This is a genomic window from Pseudoalteromonas pernae (genome assembly GCF_039831865.1).
GTDB lineage: Bacteria > Pseudomonadota > Gammaproteobacteria > Enterobacterales > Alteromonadaceae > Pseudoalteromonas > Pseudoalteromonas pernae.
Map to the genome: position 1 here is coordinate 199,191 of NZ_JBDODM010000002.1, position 18,369 is coordinate 217,559.

At 44.9% G+C, this 18,369-nt stretch carries 14 protein-coding genes; 6 read left to right on the forward strand and 8 right to left on the reverse strand.

All coding sequences use genetic code 11. The features are described from left to right. Positions 1 to 17: 17 nt before the first annotated feature. Positions 18 to 560, reverse strand: a complete 543-nt coding sequence (gene syd / locus V1358_RS05020; protein WP_347390878.1) for a SecY-interacting protein — start codon at positions 558 to 560, stop codon at positions 18 to 20. 56 nt (positions 561 to 616) lie between these two features. Here syd and queF point away from each other — a divergent pair, with 56 nt between their 5' ends. Then, on the forward strand, positions 617 to 1,465 hold the full coding sequence (gene queF / locus V1358_RS05025) for an NADPH-dependent 7-cyano-7-deazaguanine reductase QueF (protein WP_347392803.1): 849 nt from the start codon (positions 617 to 619) through the stop codon (positions 1,463 to 1,465). Here the strand turns inward: queF and V1358_RS05030 are convergent. The 3 genes from V1358_RS05030 to V1358_RS05040 form a co-directional block, all read right to left on the reverse strand. Then, positions 1,452 to 2,315 (reverse strand): peptidylprolyl isomerase, encoded by an 864-nt coding sequence (locus V1358_RS05030; protein ID WP_347392804.1) that lies wholly within the window; start codon positions 2,313 to 2,315, stop codon positions 1,452 to 1,454. The two genes, queF and V1358_RS05030, sit on opposite strands and share 14 nt — an antisense overlap. 69 nt (positions 2,316 to 2,384) lie before the next feature. Beyond that, the gene (tamB, locus tag V1358_RS05035; protein ID WP_347392805.1) at positions 2,385 to 6,074 is read right to left on the reverse strand and encodes an autotransporter assembly complex protein TamB; all 3,690 of its coding nucleotides are present in this window, start codon (positions 6,072 to 6,074) and stop codon (positions 2,385 to 2,387) included. Next, positions 6,071 to 7,828 (reverse strand): autotransporter assembly complex protein TamA, encoded by a 1,758-nt coding sequence (locus V1358_RS05040; protein WP_347392806.1) that lies wholly within the window; start codon positions 7,826 to 7,828, stop codon positions 6,071 to 6,073. The genes tamB and V1358_RS05040 overlap by 4 nt, the downstream gene beginning before the upstream one ends. Positions 7,829 to 8,035: 207 nt before the next feature. Here V1358_RS05040 and V1358_RS05045 point away from each other — a divergent pair, with 207 nt between their 5' ends. Next, entirely contained in the window at positions 8,036 to 8,374 is a 339-nt protein-coding gene (locus tag V1358_RS05045) for a ribonuclease E inhibitor RraB (protein WP_347392807.1), read from the forward strand. A 62-nt stretch (positions 8,375 to 8,436) separates the two neighbouring features. Here V1358_RS05045 and radD read toward each other — a convergent pair whose 3' ends face one another. The 3 genes from radD to V1358_RS05060 form a co-directional block, all read right to left on the reverse strand. Further along, a complete protein-coding gene (gene radD, locus V1358_RS05050) occupies positions 8,437 to 10,173 on the reverse strand; it encodes a DNA repair helicase RadD (RefSeq protein ID WP_347392808.1) in 1,737 nt (578 codons plus the stop codon). A 44-nt stretch (positions 10,174 to 10,217) separates the two neighbouring features. Next, positions 10,218 to 10,523, reverse strand: a complete 306-nt coding sequence (locus V1358_RS05055; protein WP_347392809.1) for an H-NS family histone-like protein — start codon at positions 10,521 to 10,523, stop codon at positions 10,218 to 10,220. A 185-nt stretch (positions 10,524 to 10,708) separates the two neighbouring features. Continuing rightward, entirely contained in the window at positions 10,709 to 10,918 is a 210-nt protein-coding gene (locus V1358_RS05060) for a cold-shock protein (protein WP_347390886.1), read from the reverse strand. Positions 10,919 to 11,273: 355 nt separating this feature from the next. Between V1358_RS05060 and V1358_RS05065 the strand changes: the two genes are divergently transcribed. Further along, positions 11,274 to 11,822 carry a DUF4136 domain-containing protein gene (locus V1358_RS05065; RefSeq protein ID WP_347392810.1) on the forward strand — a complete coding sequence of 183 codons (549 nt, stop codon included), beginning with the start codon at positions 11,274 to 11,276 and terminating at the stop codon, positions 11,820 to 11,822. Positions 11,823 to 11,856: 34 nt separating this feature from the next. Here the strand turns inward: V1358_RS05065 and V1358_RS05070 are convergent, their stop codons facing one another. Beyond that, on the reverse strand, positions 11,857 to 12,105 hold the full coding sequence (locus tag V1358_RS05070) for a YkgJ family cysteine cluster protein (RefSeq protein ID WP_347390888.1): 249 nt from the start codon (positions 12,103 to 12,105) through the stop codon (positions 11,857 to 11,859). Between the two features lie 129 nt (positions 12,106 to 12,234). Here V1358_RS05070 and V1358_RS05075 point away from each other — a divergent pair, with 129 nt between their 5' ends. From V1358_RS05075 to V1358_RS05085, 3 genes are all read left to right on the forward strand, one after another. Further along, positions 12,235 to 13,407 (forward strand): efflux RND transporter periplasmic adaptor subunit, encoded by a 1,173-nt coding sequence (locus V1358_RS05075; RefSeq protein ID WP_347390889.1) that lies wholly within the window; start codon positions 12,235 to 12,237, stop codon positions 13,405 to 13,407. A gap of 2 nt (positions 13,408 to 13,409) precedes the next feature. Then, a complete protein-coding gene (locus V1358_RS05080) occupies positions 13,410 to 16,583 on the forward strand; it encodes an efflux RND transporter permease subunit (protein WP_347392811.1) in 3,174 nt (1,057 codons plus the stop codon). A 206-nt stretch (positions 16,584 to 16,789) separates the two neighbouring features. Then, positions 16,790 to 18,367 (forward strand): L,D-transpeptidase family protein, encoded by a 1,578-nt coding sequence (locus tag V1358_RS05085; RefSeq protein ID WP_347392812.1) that lies wholly within the window; start codon positions 16,790 to 16,792, stop codon positions 18,365 to 18,367. Positions 18,368 to 18,369 lie beyond the last annotated feature (2 nt).

Below are 18,369 nucleotides of genomic sequence, written 5' to 3' on the forward strand. Positions count from 1 at the left end.
GGCTATCGTTTTTGTATTTACTGCACGTCTAAGATATCAAATAACGCACAAATACTCGGTGCCAGCACGTGATGCGTTTCTTTACCGACATATTCCAAACAAACTGCTCCATCACTCAATCTAACACTGAGTAGGAGATCATCTTGGTCAGTGAGACCAATAAACACGGTGTCCTGCTGCTTTAGGCGACGCTTCATCAACACATGACCCGTGATATTTTGCTGCAAGCGTACAAAGTCGTCTTGGTTCCATGGCAATAGCAACTCAATGTCGTGTCCATCCACTTTCGCTGGCAGATTACCACTGTAAAAAGAACAAAATAATTCATCTAACTGCGCTGGAAAGGTTACCTCTAGCGCCGTGGCTAAATCAGTTAATGTTGCGCCATCGCTGCGCTCATAAATCTGCCATTGCACTTGTTCATCATTTTCACTGCCCGCAATCGCCGCTGGGCTAGGTGACTCTGGGTCGATGTACGCCATTGGATTGGTATTGAATTGCGCTCGATGCTGGTCAATATGCGCTTGTAATGCGCTTTGAAGTTGTGCCTTTACACTCATGCATGCCCTGAGGAAATTAGTTATAATGTCGCCATTGTAACTAGATTTGATGCATCATGACAGACTACCGTAACGCGCCCGAGTTGAAAGCCAGCTTGCTCGGCAAAACAACTGAATACAAAGACAATTACGACGCCAGCTTATTGTATCCGATTGCTCGCAAACTCAATCGCGATGATTTAGGCATTGATGAGCAACACCTTCCCTTTAAAGGCGAAGATTTATGGACTGGTTACGAGTTGTCTTGGCTCAATAATAAAGGAAAGCCTCAAGTTGCGGTGGCTGAATTTCTCTTCCCTTGCCAAAGCCCAAGCATTATTGAGTCAAAGTCATTTAAGCTCTATCTCAACAGTTTTAACCAGTCGCGCTTTGAGAGCTCAGAATCAGTGCGTGAAATCCTCACTCGCGATTTAAGTGAGGCCGTGAAGGCAAATGTGGTGGTCAGACTTTATGGGCCTGATGATGTAGCTTTATTTGCTGCAACTCCCCTACCAGGCACTTGCATCGACACGCTGGATATTGAAGTGTCAGATTACGACTTACAGCCGCAACTATTAAAAACGACTGATGACGCGCAAGTGGTTGAACAGACGCTTTACAGCCATTTACTAAAGTCGAACTGTTTGATCACCTCTCAACCTGATTGGGCTAGCGTGGTGATCCGCTACAAAGGGCCTGAGATTGACCATGAATCATTGTTGCGTTATGTCATCTCATTTCGTTCTCACAACGAGTTTCATGAACAGTGTGTCGAGCGCATTTTTAGCGATATTATGGCTCTTGCCAAACCGCAAGAGCTGGACGTTTACGCGCGCTATACGCGCCGAGGCGGCTTAGACATTAACCCATACCGCTCAACGCATAACGACCATATTTCATTTAACGTACGTATTAACCGCCAGTAATTGTTGGCACCTGCATAGCGCAGGTGTCGATGTAATTGGGCGTTGTTACAAACCATGACTCTGGGCGGTTTTTACGCGCTTCAACAAGTGCAGCAAAACTATCAGAGTCGGTGCGCATCACCTTCACTTGCGGTTGTTGTTCTACTGGTAACTGACTTGCCAGCACCATGTCAGTGATCTTATTGAAAGGTTTGTCAGTTGAGCCAGGGCGTTGCAAGCGTTGGAGATGTTCCATCCCTGCTAACACTCGGCCAAAAACAGTAATGTTACGGTCTAAATATCGAGGAGCGTGACCGATAACGACGTAAAACTCGCTAGTACCACTGTCAATTTCATTTCCTCGAGCCATTCCCAGTGCGCCGATACAATGCGTTTGCCATGTTTGCGTGCCTTGCGCATTTTGCGCCACGGCGAAGCCATCTAAAAAGCCGCTTCTAGCTGCATAACCATCTTGCTCATTCACCACGATATCAAGCGCCAGCCGCTTATCTGTATGCTTTACAAATTCCTGCTGTAACGTTGGCACTTGAGTTGTCTCCTCACCCGCGCCGCCTTGGGCAACAAAGCCTTCAACAAAGCGATACATGCTGAGGTCTTTGTAGAAATGCTTAGCTGCGAGCTCAGTCAATCTGTGATGATGTGCCGGAGTCAATCGGGTATTCATTTCCATCAATACCTGCCCTGTGGGTAACGTCAGTACCAGCATATTCTCGGGCGCAACAAAGCGCCAATCTTCAGCTGGCGCTGAATCTATTATTTGCGTGGGAGATAACGCTGCAACCTTGCTGTCAGTAGCGTGGGCACAGGCGATCATGGTGGCCAATGCGAGTGCGATAGATTTTTTTATCATGTTGTTAATTCCATTATTGTTCTCGTTATTTTTCTTTGCAGGGAGCTGGCACATGCCCATAAACATTTACTAATCAACATCAAATCGATATAGAACATCCAATGTTTGATGCAGGCCACTTGTCACCTCGATATAGAGCTTTTGCAACACTTGATAACGCACGGCAATTTCGCTGAACGACTCAAATACACCCACGCTGTATTTAACTTGAATGCCAGGTGCTATGTAGCCAGAGATTTCCACTTTTGTATCATCTCCACTACCACTTGAGTTCAAGGCCACATCACTCAAACCGAATGCCTCACCGACTTTAGAGACCACTCCCTCGGAGCGGTTCATCCCCTGGGCCAGCAATATCTGAGTAAGTAACGCATCACTGTTGCCATCACCGTCACTCAAAGGTTGCCCATTGAGCACATAGGAAAGCGCCTGAGATTTATCCATTGCTGGCTCTGAAAAAACGTGCAATTCTGGCTGTTCAACACTTCCAGTTAATTCGATACCTGCAATAACCCCATTCGCAGTATTGTCCGGATTACGGATCGCCCGAACATTCAGATAAGGTTTTTTCAGCATACCGCTAAAGCCAACTTGACCTGTGCGAATGATTAAATCTTGGCCGAAGGCGCGATATTTACCATCCACTAGCTTTAATTCACCTACAGCAAGTGGGTGGCTGTCATTACTGGCGGTAATGATTACATCCCCTTGCACATGCGAACGTAAACCAAACGAGTCAATATAGACGTCATCAGTTACTTTCACTTTTACTTTGGCGCTATACGCGAAAGGCACTTTGGTTTCACGTGCGGGCGCATCTACGATGATTTCATCGGCACTCACTTTGACCGCACCTTTAGGAAGTTCTTTGATTTTAATTCGGGCGTACGGCACTTCCACTTCGCCATCAATGACGACCTTATTTGCATCAAGAGAAATACGCATATCCGGGGAGAATGCGACAGTGATAGATTGCTGCGGTACCACAGTAAATTTATTGCCTTTTAATGCAATTTCCAGAGTGGGGTTAGCGCCCAACCAAACGCCAGAACCGTCAATAGACAGCTCACCACCATCTGGGGTAAACAAATTGCCTTCGACTTTAACGCTGTCACCGTCCAGTGTGGCCACAACACTTGTATTTGCTAGTGAAACAGGGACCGCCTCCCCCTCTAAGGCTATTCCCGTTGCGGAAATTTGCCCAGAAATATCAGGCTGCTGTAGTTTGCCACTGATTTTAATGTCTGCTTTAAGCTCGCCTTGTAGCGCCTTCAACTGTGGTGCCAGGTTCCCATACTTGGCTAGTTGAACATCCGCTAAGATGATCTGCCCTTGCATCGTTTGCTGGTCCATTACGTCGTCCACTTTGACATTGGCATTTAAGTTACCCAAAGTGGAAGAACGCATCACTACGCTGGCATCGGCAAGTTGAGTATCACTGAGCAACTTAATTGAAAACTTCTCAATAGGATACCTCAGCTGCTTTTGACCCTGAGTCAGGCTTGCTTCGAGTTCATTGGTATTGACAGCCGCATCAATGATCAATTTGGTACCGGTTTGCCAATGTAACTTAGCATGGCCATCCGCCATGCCTTTGACTTTCAAAGGGGCCTTAATCAAAGGCGAAAAGGCATCCAGATAGAGGTGATTAAGTTGCGCATTAATTTCGCCGGCTTCTTTACTCAACTGGCTTGGCGCGACACAAAAATCTATCGCCTCACCTTGTAAGCACGTTTGTTCAAAGCCAAGTACTTGTTTTGCAAGATCTAGCGTAAAGGTGGTCGCGTTAGTCAAGGTTATCTCTTGCTCTTGAATACTGGCATCAAATTGCTCTACGCGTAATTTAACGTTCTTTGAGTTTGGTGAAATTTCACTGACCATCGCCGTTTCGATTGCACCGAGTTCTGAAACGATTTTGGCCGAAGTTTGCTGGACCTCATTTGAGCCATAAGACTGAAACACAAGTTCCTTAATATATTGACCTTTTGCTTCCACCCCAGAAACTTGGGCCGACAAATCATACTCAATAGTGTCGCCGTATTGGCCTTGCAACGAGATATTGGCGCTACTGAATGTGGCTGCTTGAGTGGAAAGATCATTTAATTGCGCATCTAGAACCAATTTCGGCGCGCGCTTGTCTCCACGTACCGAAAAGCTCGCTTCACCCTGCGTTTTGAATGCTCCGAGTAGCGCTGTTTCTTTCGATAAGTTTACCTGGCCATCAAGTTGCCAATTATCATTAACTTGCCCTTGAACACTGACGACATTTAGACCCTGCTTAATTAACAACTGGTTGATCTGCGTCTCAAGTGTACTATCAATTTTGAGATCGGCAGCGAAAGCTAACTCCATACCATCGAGCGTTCCGTCAATATGGGATGGGGTGATTAGCACCTTCCATTGCTTTTGCGCATCGACACTAAAAGAACCAGTGATATTGCCAGACAAATTACTTGTCACCTTATCGGTAAAGTATTCACTGTGTAATTGCGCTAGTTTGGCGTCAAAATCGGCATGAATGCCTTCTTGCCAACTGATTTGGGCATTCACTTGCGCACTGCTATCTCGGGCTTTAATGGCCGCGGGGACAATATTGATGTGATGTAAATCTCCCTTAGCAAGCACCGAACTATCAACTTGCGGGAACGCACCTAATTGCGACTGTGCTTGCAATGCAAGCTCATAGTCTTGTGTATTACCCGATGCACTTAAAGTCATATTGGACAGGGTCATGGTGCGATTATTCACCTGCCATTGCCACAACTGTTGTTGTGCCTGAAGTGTAAATGGCCAATCCTGTGTTCGCGGTTGCACATTACCGCTGAGTACACCTGAAAATTGCCCCTGATTAACGAGTTCAAACTGAAGTTTGCTTAAGCTACCACTGAGTTGCAGTTGCATATGCTCACCTAACGCTTGCAAGTCTGCATCAACAGCGAGTTCGTTATTGTCGAACAACGCGAAATAGGCTCGGGTATCAAGCTTAGCTGTTTCATCAGAGTTGGGCAGGTGATAATCGAGCATGAGAGACTCTATGTCCAACGCGTTATCAGCGAAAGTTAATCCCAGTTGTAGCCCTTCGATAAATTGCTTTTGCTGTCCTTGTAACACATGAATTTGTGCAATATGAATGTCAGGAGCACGTACATTGATGTCCAGCGCCATTTCAATAGAAGGCAGCACAGGTAGCGCTTCAAGCTTTGTATTCTCCTTCACTTTTTGCGCTAGCTGAGCAGTCACGCTATTCACCGATAGCTTATCAATATTAATAGTTTGTGATTCAATCGCTGCGGCCGTATCTAACTGCATGACTGTAATCTTATTACCTGCCACTTCAGCGTTTATCTGCGCTATTGAAATTTGCTGTATACGGATGTCCGGCAACGTAAGTGACTTTTTGGGCTGCTTTTGTGCAAGCTCTGGCCGTTGTTGAGGCTCTTTTGCACCAAGAACAATATCAATTTTTTGCGCAGCAAGGTTGTCAAAGCAAAAACCTTCGCAGCCAAAGTAAGTAAAGTCTAACTGGAGTGCCTGCGCCTGAAAGCTAATAGCAGGATTTGAAAAGCGAATATCGAAAGGATCGTTGCTTAAAAAGCGCCCCTGGGGCAGCGCGATTTCTAATCCATCAACAAATTTATTGGCTAATGCTGCAATTGCTTTATTTCCGGGTGCAGTAAACAACAGCAAACTGACTATGATTGCCAATGTAAAAACAAGGCCAACCAAGACTTTAATGCTCAGCAGTAAGACTCTTTTCATATTTCAGGTCCCACTGTAATACTCAAACGGGCAGGGTTATCTGACTCAGACACAGCCCAAGCACAATCTAAACGTATAGGCCCAACCGGCGTTAAGTAACGAATACCCACACCTACACCTACTGAGAGATCTTCAGAAAAATCATTGGTTGCGGTACCAGCATCGACAAAAAACGCCGAGCGCCACTTCGTTGCGAATTGGTAATTGTATTCAACTGTGCCTGCAACCAAATATTTACCACCAATCTTCAACCCCTGCACTTCTGGAGAGATAGACTCATATTTGAAGCCACGCACACTCTGATCCCCACCTGCATAAAAACGCAAAGACACAGGCACTTCGTTAATGTTATCAACGTACATTGCCCCGAGATTAATTTTGCTAAATAACATATGCTTATCAAAGAAAGTGTCGAGCCAAGCGTATTGCATTTGCAAGCGCACAATATTGGTCGATGAGGCCACAGAGTCAGCACCGACTTCCGCACTGATCAGCCACTGCTTGCCCCAATAAGGCGTTGTGCCGCCCTTTGAATATTGCCGAGCAAAGCTCACTCCGGGTAACAACATCTTAGTCTTTTGTTCGGCTTCACCGATACGGAACTCTTCGAATTCTCGACGCAGAAACACGGTGCGGATCCAATCATCACCAACCTTCCACTGGCGCTCTAATAGCCCTGTTAAAGTTTTTGTATAAATTTCCGTATCTTCATTGTCCTCTAGCTTATAACCCACACTAAATCGCCAAATATCATCAATTGGGTCATCAACAGGGACTGTGTAAGACAAACTGATGTCTTGCTGTGGTTCAGAGATATTGAAATTACTTTCTATATAATGCCCATCCGTTCCGAGCCATGGCCGAGACCATTTAAACCTGACTTTTGGCCCCAAATCGGTGGAAAAGCCACCGCCAACTTCATAACTATTAGTCGGCTTGTGTAGCACTTCGACACGGATCGGGACTTCCAAATTACCCCGTTGTGCGATATCTGCATAAACTCGGACGCTGGAGAAGTAAGGTGTTTGCGTCAGTGCTAGATTAAACTCGGATACTTTGGTGGCACTGTAAGGTTCCCCGGTTTTGAAGTGAGACAAGGAATGGATGTAATTAGACGCTGGCGTATCTGTACTGATATTCAAAGGCCCGAAGTGGTATCGTTGCCCTGTTTCTATTTGCATAACGATATCGGCACTATAGCGTGCACGATTGACAGACAAACTTGAAGCAGTCCATTTACTATCAAAATACCCCATCTCTAGGAGTTGCGAGTCGAGCTTACTTTTCGCCTTTTCATAATTGCCATGATTGAGCACGTCGCCCTGCTTCAAAGGTAATTGCTCTATCACACTAGTAAGCTGCTCATCTTGCTCACCCGCGCCGATAAGGGAGTAACTAATTGAATTAATGCGCACTGGCTTTCCGGGGATGATTTTTGCCACCACCCGAGGAGTCTGGGTATTGTCTTCAAGGTATAAATCAACGTCAGCGTGATAATAGCCAAGTGCTCTGAGACTCAACAAAACTTGTTCTGTGGCATAGCGCTTTAATTGCCTCGACGGTTGCTCACCGGTTAGTTGACTTAAGTAGATACCAACATTTTTTTCGACATCGCCGTCAATCCCTTGAATTGTATAACCGGAAATAACCCGAGGCTGCTGGCTATTTGCAGTCGTGCTGGTCCACGCCGCAAAAACAGAGCCAGAATACATAAACAAGGCCAGAACAATGCCTAACGAAGAAGCTAAAGACAACTTACGAATTTCCTTATTAGCTTATGAGCGCTCATAATTGACTATGGCTCTCCCTGAAAATTTCCAAAACACGCAACATCTTAAATAAGTTTATCACCCTTGAGCGTACCCATTCACCAATCTGAGAGAAATTTTTCAACTGTGTGACTTTTTATTTGTATCAAGATATTAGACAATCCAACTACAAGTGAATTTAAGAGATAAACCATGCAATTCCCCGATGACGAAACAGGTCAAATACTGCAAGAAATGCACGCCCAAGGTGTGGACTTAACGGTTATCCATACTGTTGATTTCTTTTTACTTTTCGAGCAAGAAGCGCATGCTCAATCCTACATTAAAGCACTCGATGGTGCAGAAGTGTCACCGCAAACTGAATTAAATGTTTGTCCAGACACAGGCGTATTTGAGGTTAAGGCAAGCTTAAGCATGGTGCCTGAGTATGAATTGATAGGAAATATGGAAGCCTATTTAGAAAGCCTAGCCGACAAACACAATGGCTATGGTGACGGCTGGGGCATTTTAGACGACAACGCCCAAGACTAAGCGCAAGGCACAATCTCTCGGTGAGGCTGATGTGAAAGTCTCACCTCGCCCACCTATTTTGGTCAGTATTCGGTGTTAGCCCTTCTATAACTGCCCTGATAATCGAATAGTTTATCACTGACTTGCCAACCATACTTTTTCGACTTTTTTGCAATAACAAAATCTGGCCAATTAAGTAAATGCTGATGTGCAATGACTTGCTCAGCGCTGTGCCATCGGTTGATATCTGCCGCTGTATGACGCTTGCTATATATTTTGTTAAAGACCGCGTTGACTTTAGGGTTTGTTAAATCAAAAAATTCATCAACTGTCGCGCCATCTTCATCATGGTAGGTCATTTTAAGTTTGCCCGTTGCCGTCACATCACAGCTAAGGCCACTGCACCTCAGCACCAACGCCTCTTTCAGATTCAGTGCCTTGCGCAATTTATCATCGGGGTCCACAAGTTGCACATGGCAATGGTGACATTGTCGCGCAGCGATATCATTTTCCTCAAAACAACTTGGGCATTCTTTGAATTTAAAACGAAAATCACACTGTTGGCTTTGTTCATCATCCTCTAATAATCCTTGGCATCGTCTGCCGTAATGCTCAATGACCTGTCCTTGTGCGTCCTTTTTGCCCCAAAACAGATTAGCAAAACCACATCCTGGACACTCTACTTGTACAGGCTCGCTGTTTGGATCTGGGCGTTTAGTGCCTACTTCTGGATGGTGTAAATCGAAGCCATTACCCGCGTAGTCGACCACCAAGCAATCTGTCTTACCTTTGTCTAGGCGCAGCCCTCTTCCAACTATCTGTTGGTACAGACTCACCGATTCCGTTGGGCGTAATATAGCGATGAAATCAACATGGGGAGCATCAAAACCCGTAGTTAAAACAGAAACATTAACTAAATACTTAAATGCTCGCTGTTTAAACTCATTGATAATTTTATCGCGTTGCGCACTGGCGGTGTCGCCGATAATAACCTCTGCGTCGCCCTCTGGAAGATATGAATAAATCTCATGAGCGTGCGCTACCGTTGCGGCGAATATCATCACCCCTTTGCGGGTCTGAGCTTGGCTAACCACATCGTTAATAATGGCTTTTGTCGCACGGGTGGAGTTCGTCAACAAGGCATTTAAGTCACCTTCGGTTGGACGCCCACCGCCGCCAAGCAAGGCAGAAAAATCATAGTGCTCAACCGCGGCATCCACCATCTTTGGCGGCGTCAGAAAACCTTTATTGATTAGGTAACGTAACGGCAATTCAAAAATACAATCACTAAAAGGCGCATCTTCTTGGCCGCGCACATAACCATGATAATGCCGGTGATAAACCCACCCCGTATTCAACCTGTATGGCGTCGCTGTTAACCCCAGTACTTTGAGAGTGGGGTTATTCTTTTGAAGTTGTTTGATTACTTGAGCATATTGACTGTCTTTTTCATTACTAACACGATGACACTCATCTATGATAATCAATGAATAAACCCGCTCTAATCCATCTATATTACGGGCAAGTGATTGAATACTTGCGAAGGTGACTTGCTCTAAAAGGTTCTTTTCATTTAAACCAGCGGAATATATTCCAGGAGTTAGACCCATATTTTTGAACTTGTCGGCATTTTGCTCCACCAGCTCTTTAACATGAGTTAATACTAATATGGGAAATCTTGCTAACCGTGCAAGCTCAGCAATCACTAAACTCTTGCCTGCACCAGTGGGTAATACAATCACGGCTGAGCGTTGGCATTTACGAAAATGCGCGAGGGTATTGTCTACGGCTTGTTGTTGATAGTCTCTGAGTGTATACACTTCTGACACCCAAAATAATAATGGTCCATTGCTGGACCATTTGATTACTTAGCAAGGAACTTTGTGAGGTCGACATCTTGGAAGGCTTTAGGGCGTTTGCCACGGCCTGACCACTCCACAACTTTACCTTGAAATTCTCTGCGGTACTTAGGCTCAACCTTCGTACGTTTATCTTGTTTCACATCAACAATATCATCCACACTGAGCCCTTTTTCCTTCATCAGATCGAGAACTTCCTGTTTCGCTTTTTCTTGCTGTTGCTGATTATCGAGCGCAGTGTTCAGAATATTAATTGCTTTTTCTAACTCATTAATAGTTGCCGATTTGGCAAATGCTCTGATTTCTCTCACTGTGATCTCTTATATAATATCGAATGTGGAGATAAAATAATAAATGATGTTGGCAGATATATCAAAATAATTGTTTTATACAATCATTTACAAAAAGAATAATAAATCGAAGATATTTGGGGAAGGAAAGAGTGAAGCCTAAACAGCTCCACTCGTATTCACTCTTAAAGAGAATGAATAAGGAATTAAACCGGAGTTACGTTTTCCGCTTCTGGTCCTTTCTGGCCTTGCTTGATGCCGAAAGAAACCTGTTGGCCTTCGCTTAGAGTGCGGAAGCCTGAACCATTGATCGCGCTGAAGTGTACGAATACGTCTGGGCCATTTTCTTGCTCGATAAAGCCAAAGCCTTTTGATTCATTGAAAAACTTTACTTTACCGTTTACTTGTTCTGACATACTAAATTGTTCCTGTAAGTCAATTTTACCATTCGCCTATTACTAGGCACTATCCTCCCTGAGCCAGTGTCGCTGCCGCAAGGGTCAGGTACAGGACTAATGGCACATCGGCAAAATAGTCACACATACAGCGTAAGCCGCACAAAACCGTCACATTAAACGCATTAACTCAAAGCAATCCTAGACTAACATAGAAAATAGGAATTAGCTTTAAATTATTTTCTCTAAGCAACTGAGCAGACCAAATAACTTTTTCAGTGCGTATAAAGGAACTAGTCTGTCTAATTAGAGGAACTATGGTATGTTATTGACAGTACAAGAAACTTGCTATCACTTACACATTAAGGAGCAATCGATGAAAAAGTTACTTGCAGCAGGCATGTTAATGCTGTTGAGCGCTTGCAGCTCAACCCCTGATTATGATTATGACAAATCAGTCAATTTCTCTGAATACAAAACCTTTGCTTGGTTCCCAAATGCCAGCTTAACGAAGGGCACTGCAAATTACCAAATTAGTGAACTGATGGAACGCCGTGTACAGCAAGCCGTCAATGATGAACTGGCAGCCAAAGGTATGCAACTGGTTGATGCTGCACAAGCGGATGTACTTATTAATTACCATGCATCAGTAGAAACGAAGGTCGATGTTGATACTTTTTCTAGTGGCTACAGCGCGCGTTGGGACTATTGGGGTATTGGCTACAACGTTCAAACAACGACTCGCGAATACGAAGTGGGTACTTTGGTGTTGGACGTAATTGATAAAGAATCGAACCAACTTGTGTGGCGTGGAGCTAAAGAAGGTCGCTTGAAGAAGAACCAATCGCCAACAGAGCGTGAAGTTGTAATTCGTGAATCAGTAGCTGAAATCCTGAGCCATTATCCGCCACAAGCTAATCAATAATTAGCAAGCGACTTTGAGGCTCTTATTGAAACACTTAAGTAAGAGCCTCTAGTTGAGTTATGCGCCACATTGCTTGGGCATCGTTGCTGCCACACACATCTTCTGTGGCACTAAATTGAGAACACACCTCCGGTCTTGAAGGCATTCCAAATAATTTACATAAATTATTTGTGTCTAATTGAATGCAACGCTCCCCCGCCTTTTTGCCATTTGGCATCCCTGGAATAGCACTGGAAATACTAGGTGCAATGCAGCATGCGCCGCAACCGAGACGACAATCCATAAACCCACCCCAAAATCAAATAAGAGGCGCATTTTAACACATTACATCCTTTGTTACATGTTGCACATACCTGTAAACATCATAGTCGCTAGTATTAGCCTGTCATCGATATATACAGGGAGCTACATTGTGGCTAGCAAAAAACAAATATTTCTACCAATAGGTGTTTTGGTTATCGCTGGGGGTCTATTTGTGGCCTTAAGCGCAATGAAAAAACCACCACAGCAAAAACAACAAGAAACGGTAGCTCCTCTCGTGGAGGTAACGCCAGTCAGACTCACTGACGTCACAATGAAGGTGAACTCATACGGTGAAGTCATGGCACAAGAGCAAACCGAACTTGTTGCTCAAGTGTCCGGACAGGTGGTATCTATTTCAGAACACTTCGTGAAAGGCGGTTTCGTCAAAGAGGGAGACGTACTGGTACGCATCGACCCAAATGATTACGAAGCAGCACTTATTGAAGCGCAAGCTGGACTCGCCCAAGCGCAATCCGCATTGGAAATCGAACAAGCCCAAGCACATGTAGCAAAAACTGAATGGCAGCGTATTAAAGATAACGCCAATGCCGTCATTCCTTCAGAACTTTACTTACGCAAACCACAGCTCGCAGAAAAGCTCGCCAAATTTAAAGCCGCACAAGCGCAGGTTAAAAGAGCAAATCGCAATTTAGAGCGCACCTACATCAAAGCGCCCTATGATGCGCTCGTTACCGCGAAGAAAGTCAGCTTGGGTAGTGTGGTGAATCCGGGCAACATGCTTGGTCAAATTGATGCCATCAGCATTGCTAAAGTGCGCTTACCCGTTGCTAACCATGACCTACAATATTTAGTCGATGGCGGTATCGGTGCAGACGTAGCATTAACCAGCGAAGTTGCGGGCAAAGTACGTACATGGCACGGCAAAATTGTACGCAATGAAGGTGTTGTTGATAAACGCTCACGCATGACTTACCTCGTTGCCTATGTTGATTCGCCTTACGAGCAAAGCGAGCCATTACGCTTCGGCGCATACACCAATGCGTCTATCACAGGTAAGCATGTGACTAATGCTGCTATTGTACCAAGCTACCTTATTCGTGATGATCGCATCGCCCTCATTGATGATGAAATAAAACTCACATTTAGCTCACTGGAGGTAATTCGTGAGCAAGATGGTATGTCATATGTGACTCATGGTCTTGATGACGGCCAGCAAATCATCACGTCTGCACTTGATTATCCGACCCAAGGCATGCAGCTTCGCCTTGATGATGAGCCAGCACAGACTCCTATGACGCAGCTTGCGCTTAAGGAGGACTAAACATGACTCAGGCAAGAGAAACAGGACTTATCGCATGGTTTGCTCGCAACCCCGTTGCAGCAAACTTGCTGATGATTATCATCATCGTCGGCGGTATTCTCAGTGCGATGTCTATTCGCAAACAAGCATTTCCTCAGTTTGAAAGTAACTGGATAAGCGTCCAAGCAGTTTACCCAGGGGCTGCGCCTCAGGAAGTCGAAGAAGGCATAACGATTAAGATAGAAGAATCTCTTCAAGGTCTCGAAGGCCTAAAGCGACTTATCACTTATTCAAATAGAAGCTTTTCGCAAAGCTGGATTGAAGTAGAAGAAAGCTATGACGCTCAAGAAGTGCTTGATGAAGTCAAAATGCAAATCGACTCAATATCAAGCTTCCCTGCGGAAATGGAGCGTCCTAATATCCGCCGCGAGAAATTTACCCAAGAGGTGATGATCCTTGCGCTATACGGAGACATGAGCAATTACGAGCTTAAAGAATTAGGTAACAAGCTTCACGATGAAATGCGTGCCTTACCTAATGTTAACCTTGTTGAGTTCAATTCCGGCCTAGATTACGAAATCAGTATCGAAGTCAGCCCAGATAAACTACGCGAGTATGGCTTAACCTTCCGCGATATTGCCAGCGCCGTTCGCAACTTCTCAGCCAATATGTCAGCGGGTCAAATTCGTTCAGACAATGGCTATATTTCCATGCGTGTCGAAAAACAAGCCTACCGTGGTGATGAATTTGAACGCCTTCCCCTACTCACTCTCGAAGACGGCGCACAGGTATTTCTTGGCGATGTTGCTACCATCAACGATGGCTTTGAAGAGGGCTTACAATATTCAAAATATAACGGTAAAAACTCGCTCATTTTTGAAGTTCGCGCATCGAAAGATCAAGATGTTACTCATGTTGCAGACATCATCGATGGCTATCTAGAGCGTAAAAAATCTGAGCTACCTCAGGGCGTAACGCTCGCCCCTATGATAGACATCACTTACTACCTTGAAGGCCGTCTCGATATGATGATCGAGAATATGCTCTGGGGGGGTATTTTGGTGATGCTAATGCTGGCGATGTTCTTGAGAATCCGCTTGGCATTTTGGGTCATGATGGGTCTGCCTGTTTCTTTCCTTGGCGCATTTTTAATGATGCCTCTGGGCTTCTTAGACATCACTATTAACCTCGCTTCACTGTTCGCTTTCATTCTCGTACTGGGGATTGTTGTTGATGATGCCATCGTCGTCGGCGAATCAGCGCACGCAGAAATTGAGAAACATGGGCACAGCCTTGATAACGTTGTTCGCGGCGTGAAACGTGTTGCCATACCCGCCACATTTGGCGTACTTACAACCGTTGCTGCGTTTCTTCCACAAATGCTTGCAACCGGTCCGGGGGCTGCGTTTTCCAAAGCGATTGGTGGCGTGATTATCTTGTGTCTACTATTTTCGTTGGTCGAGTCAAAGCTTATCCTGCCAGCTCATTTGGCGGCGATGAAAGATACACCGCCCAATCCACGTAATCCATTGCATAAATTGCGCAGTAAGTTCGACTCTGGATTGAAATACTTTATTGAGTCTATCTACCGCCCAGCGGTGATCCGCTGCATTCATTATCGTTACACCGTTATTGTGGGCTTCTTGGGTATTTTGATTGTCAGTGCAGGCCTGTTTGCTGGCGGTTTAATTAAATTTATTGCCAACCCAAAAATTCCTCATGATTTTCCTAGTATCCGCATAGAAATGAACCTTGCTTCTTCAGAGCAAGCAACATTGGAAACAGCGAAGAAAATTGAACAGGTGGTTATGGATGTTGAGAAAGTCATTGAGCAACAATATGGCATGCCCATGGTTAAAGATATTTCTTTAAACATGCAAGGTCGCACCAATGCCCGCCTGATGATGGTATTAGTTGAACCGCACCTACGCCCCATCGATACGTTCGCGTTAAGTGCCCTTTGGCGCGACAACATGCCGCCATTACCAGGTCTGAAGTCGATGACGATTAACGACAGCATCATGAACGGTGGTGGCCGTGACGACGGCGATATTAGCTTCCGTCTTGAAGGTAATGACGCTTCTCAACTCAAAGAAGTTGCGGGTAAGTTAAAAGAAAAACTCGCTTCAATGAAGGGCGTTGGTGACGTTAATGACTCAATGCAAAGCGCTACTGACGAAGTGCAATTGGATTTGAAACCAATCGCTTACAGCATGGGCCTGACATTGGCCGACGTAGCCTCGCAAGTAAACTTCAGTTTCTATGGTCTTGAAGCACAGCGAATCTTACGTGACGGTGAAGAACTTAAAGTGATGATCCGATACCCAATCAATGAACGTAACTCGATCAGCGAAATCAACGACGTCCGTATCATTACGCCAGCAGGTGCGGAAGTGCCATTAGCAGAAATTGCTACAGTTAGTCTGGTTGATGGGGTAAACCGCATTCGCCGCGAGAACTCTAAGCGCACCGTCAATGTGTGGGCTGCCGTAGATACCAACCAAGCACAACCGTTTGAAGTGGCGAAGGAAATTCGTGACGAATACCTTCCATCTTTGTTGAAAAGTTACCCAGGCGTACAAAGTAGTGTCGCAGGCCGAGTGCAAGAAGAAATGAACAGTGTTGCAGAGCAGCGCCGTGATTTGGCTCTTTCACTGATGATTATCTTCGCTCTGTTAGCAATTCCTTTACGCTCTTATTCTCAACCGTTATTGATAATGTCGGTGATCCCGTTCGGTATCGTTGGTGCAATATATGGCCATGTGATTATGGGCATGACCATGAGCAGCCTTTCCTTCTTCGGGATCATTGCGGTTGCCGGCGTAGTAGTTAATGACTCGCTAGTCATGGTTGATTATGTGAATAAGGCGCGTGCTGAAGGCATAAAAATTAAAGACGCAGTGGTTGAAGCAGGTTGTAAGCGTTTTCGAGCGATTCTACTTACCTCTATCACCACGTTTATCGGCTTAGTGCCCATTATTATGGAGACCAGCTTACAGGCACAAATCGTTATCCCTATGGCTGTGTCACTGGCTTTCGGTGTGCTGTTTGCGACTGTTATAACCTTGATTCTCATTCCTTGCCAATATGTGGCATTGGAAGATTTCAAACGCCTAATACGTAAGTTATTAGGCAGAAATCCAAAAGTTGACGGTGCCATCACTACAAAACAGCAAGAAACTGCGCCTCAGAGCTAACAAAGATTTTATCCAAGTTATCCCAACCAAAAGCCTCGCACTGCGGGGCTTTTTTATGATCTCGTCCAATGCGGATGCAAACGAATGAAATATAGGTACAAATTTTCAAACAACTGCGTATAATTTTTACACTCTGCTACGCTTAAAACGGATTTAACCACCCTAGCTTGCAGTGGTGAACGGACATACCTTTAAGGATAATAACTATGCGATTTGTATCAGTACTTGCTTTGTGTTCTGCGCTTTGTATTCCAACCTTGGCTTTTGCCGCAACCTCGAATCTCGCTCAATACCTCGACCCGATTATGATAGGTGAGCAGCCAACAATTGGCAGTGACACCATTATCACCCCGGATCTTGTTATCGCGGCGTATCAAGCCAATAACTTTGACGCAATCTGGCAAGATCAAGATTATGCACTCCAAGCAATTGAATTACTTAAACAAGCTGAGCTCGAAGGGCTAAACCCGCAAGACTATCATTTGCAAGCATTGCAAGAGTTGCTACAACAAGATGACTCCGCGCAATTTGATGTGTTAATGACGGACGCAGTCATGACCTATGCAACGCATCTTATTCGCGGCAAAGTAAACCCTAAGTCGTTAACCAAAACCTGGAATTATGATCAACATGATGTCACGCCAGATCAGGCCGCTGCCGCTTTACTAAAACATGTCAAAGCGCAAACGCTTGCAGAAGGTCTTGAGAACCTCAAACCACAAATTCCACACTATAAACGACTCAAAGACGGCTTAGTGTTTTACAAGAAACTACAAACACTTAAGCCCTTGCCACAAGCAAGCTTAGCCAAAGGTGTCATAAGACCCACAGAGACGGACCCGAGCATACCGGTGATACGCCGTCGTCTCGAGCGCCTCGGCTATTACACAGGCGAACTTAACGACGAAAATTTAACCTATGACAAACCGCTGCAAGAAGCCGTAGAAAAACTGCAGTACTTTAATCAAGTAAAGACAGATGGCGTGATAGGTAAAGACACACTTAAGCTACTCAACCAGTCTTACCAAGAGAAAATTAACGATATCATCGTCAACCTAGAGCGCACTCGCTGGGTTGATAACAATTTGACCGAGGATTTCCTGATCGTCAATATTGCCGGTTTTAAAGTGTTTCTAATGAAAAACGGTAAGTTAAAATGGGAAAGTAATGTGGTTGTGGGTCGTAACTACACTAAAACGCCGATTTTTAAAGGTCGCCTTAGCTATGTGGTTATCAATCCAACATGGACTGTGCCACGAAGCATAACCAAAGGCTTGGTTGACAAAGTAAAAGCCAACCCGAACTACCTTGAAGAGAAAAACTTCTATCTAGTCGACGCCAAGCGAAACCCGATTGACGCACAAAGTATCGATTGGGACTCAGTAAATCGCAATAAATTCCCGTATTGGTTTGTGCAGGGACCTTCAGAGAACAACTCCCTTGGTCAGGTTAAGTTTATGTTCCCTAATAAATACTCTGTGTACTTGCACGACACCCCAGCGAAAACCTTGTTTGCTGAAGACCAACGTGCCTTCAGTCATGGCTGTGTACGAGTAGAGAATCCATTTGATCTTGCAGAGCACGTATTGGCGAATACCAATTCATGGTCGCGAAATAAGATTGACGAAACACTGGCGAGTAAAGAAACAACCCGTGTCACTCTCGACAAACCACTGGATGTATTGTTGATGTACTGGACGGTTGCAGGCAATGAAGATGGCTTACATTTCTATTCAGATGTTTATAACCGTGACCCTGCTTTACTGGCTAAACTGACGCAATAACA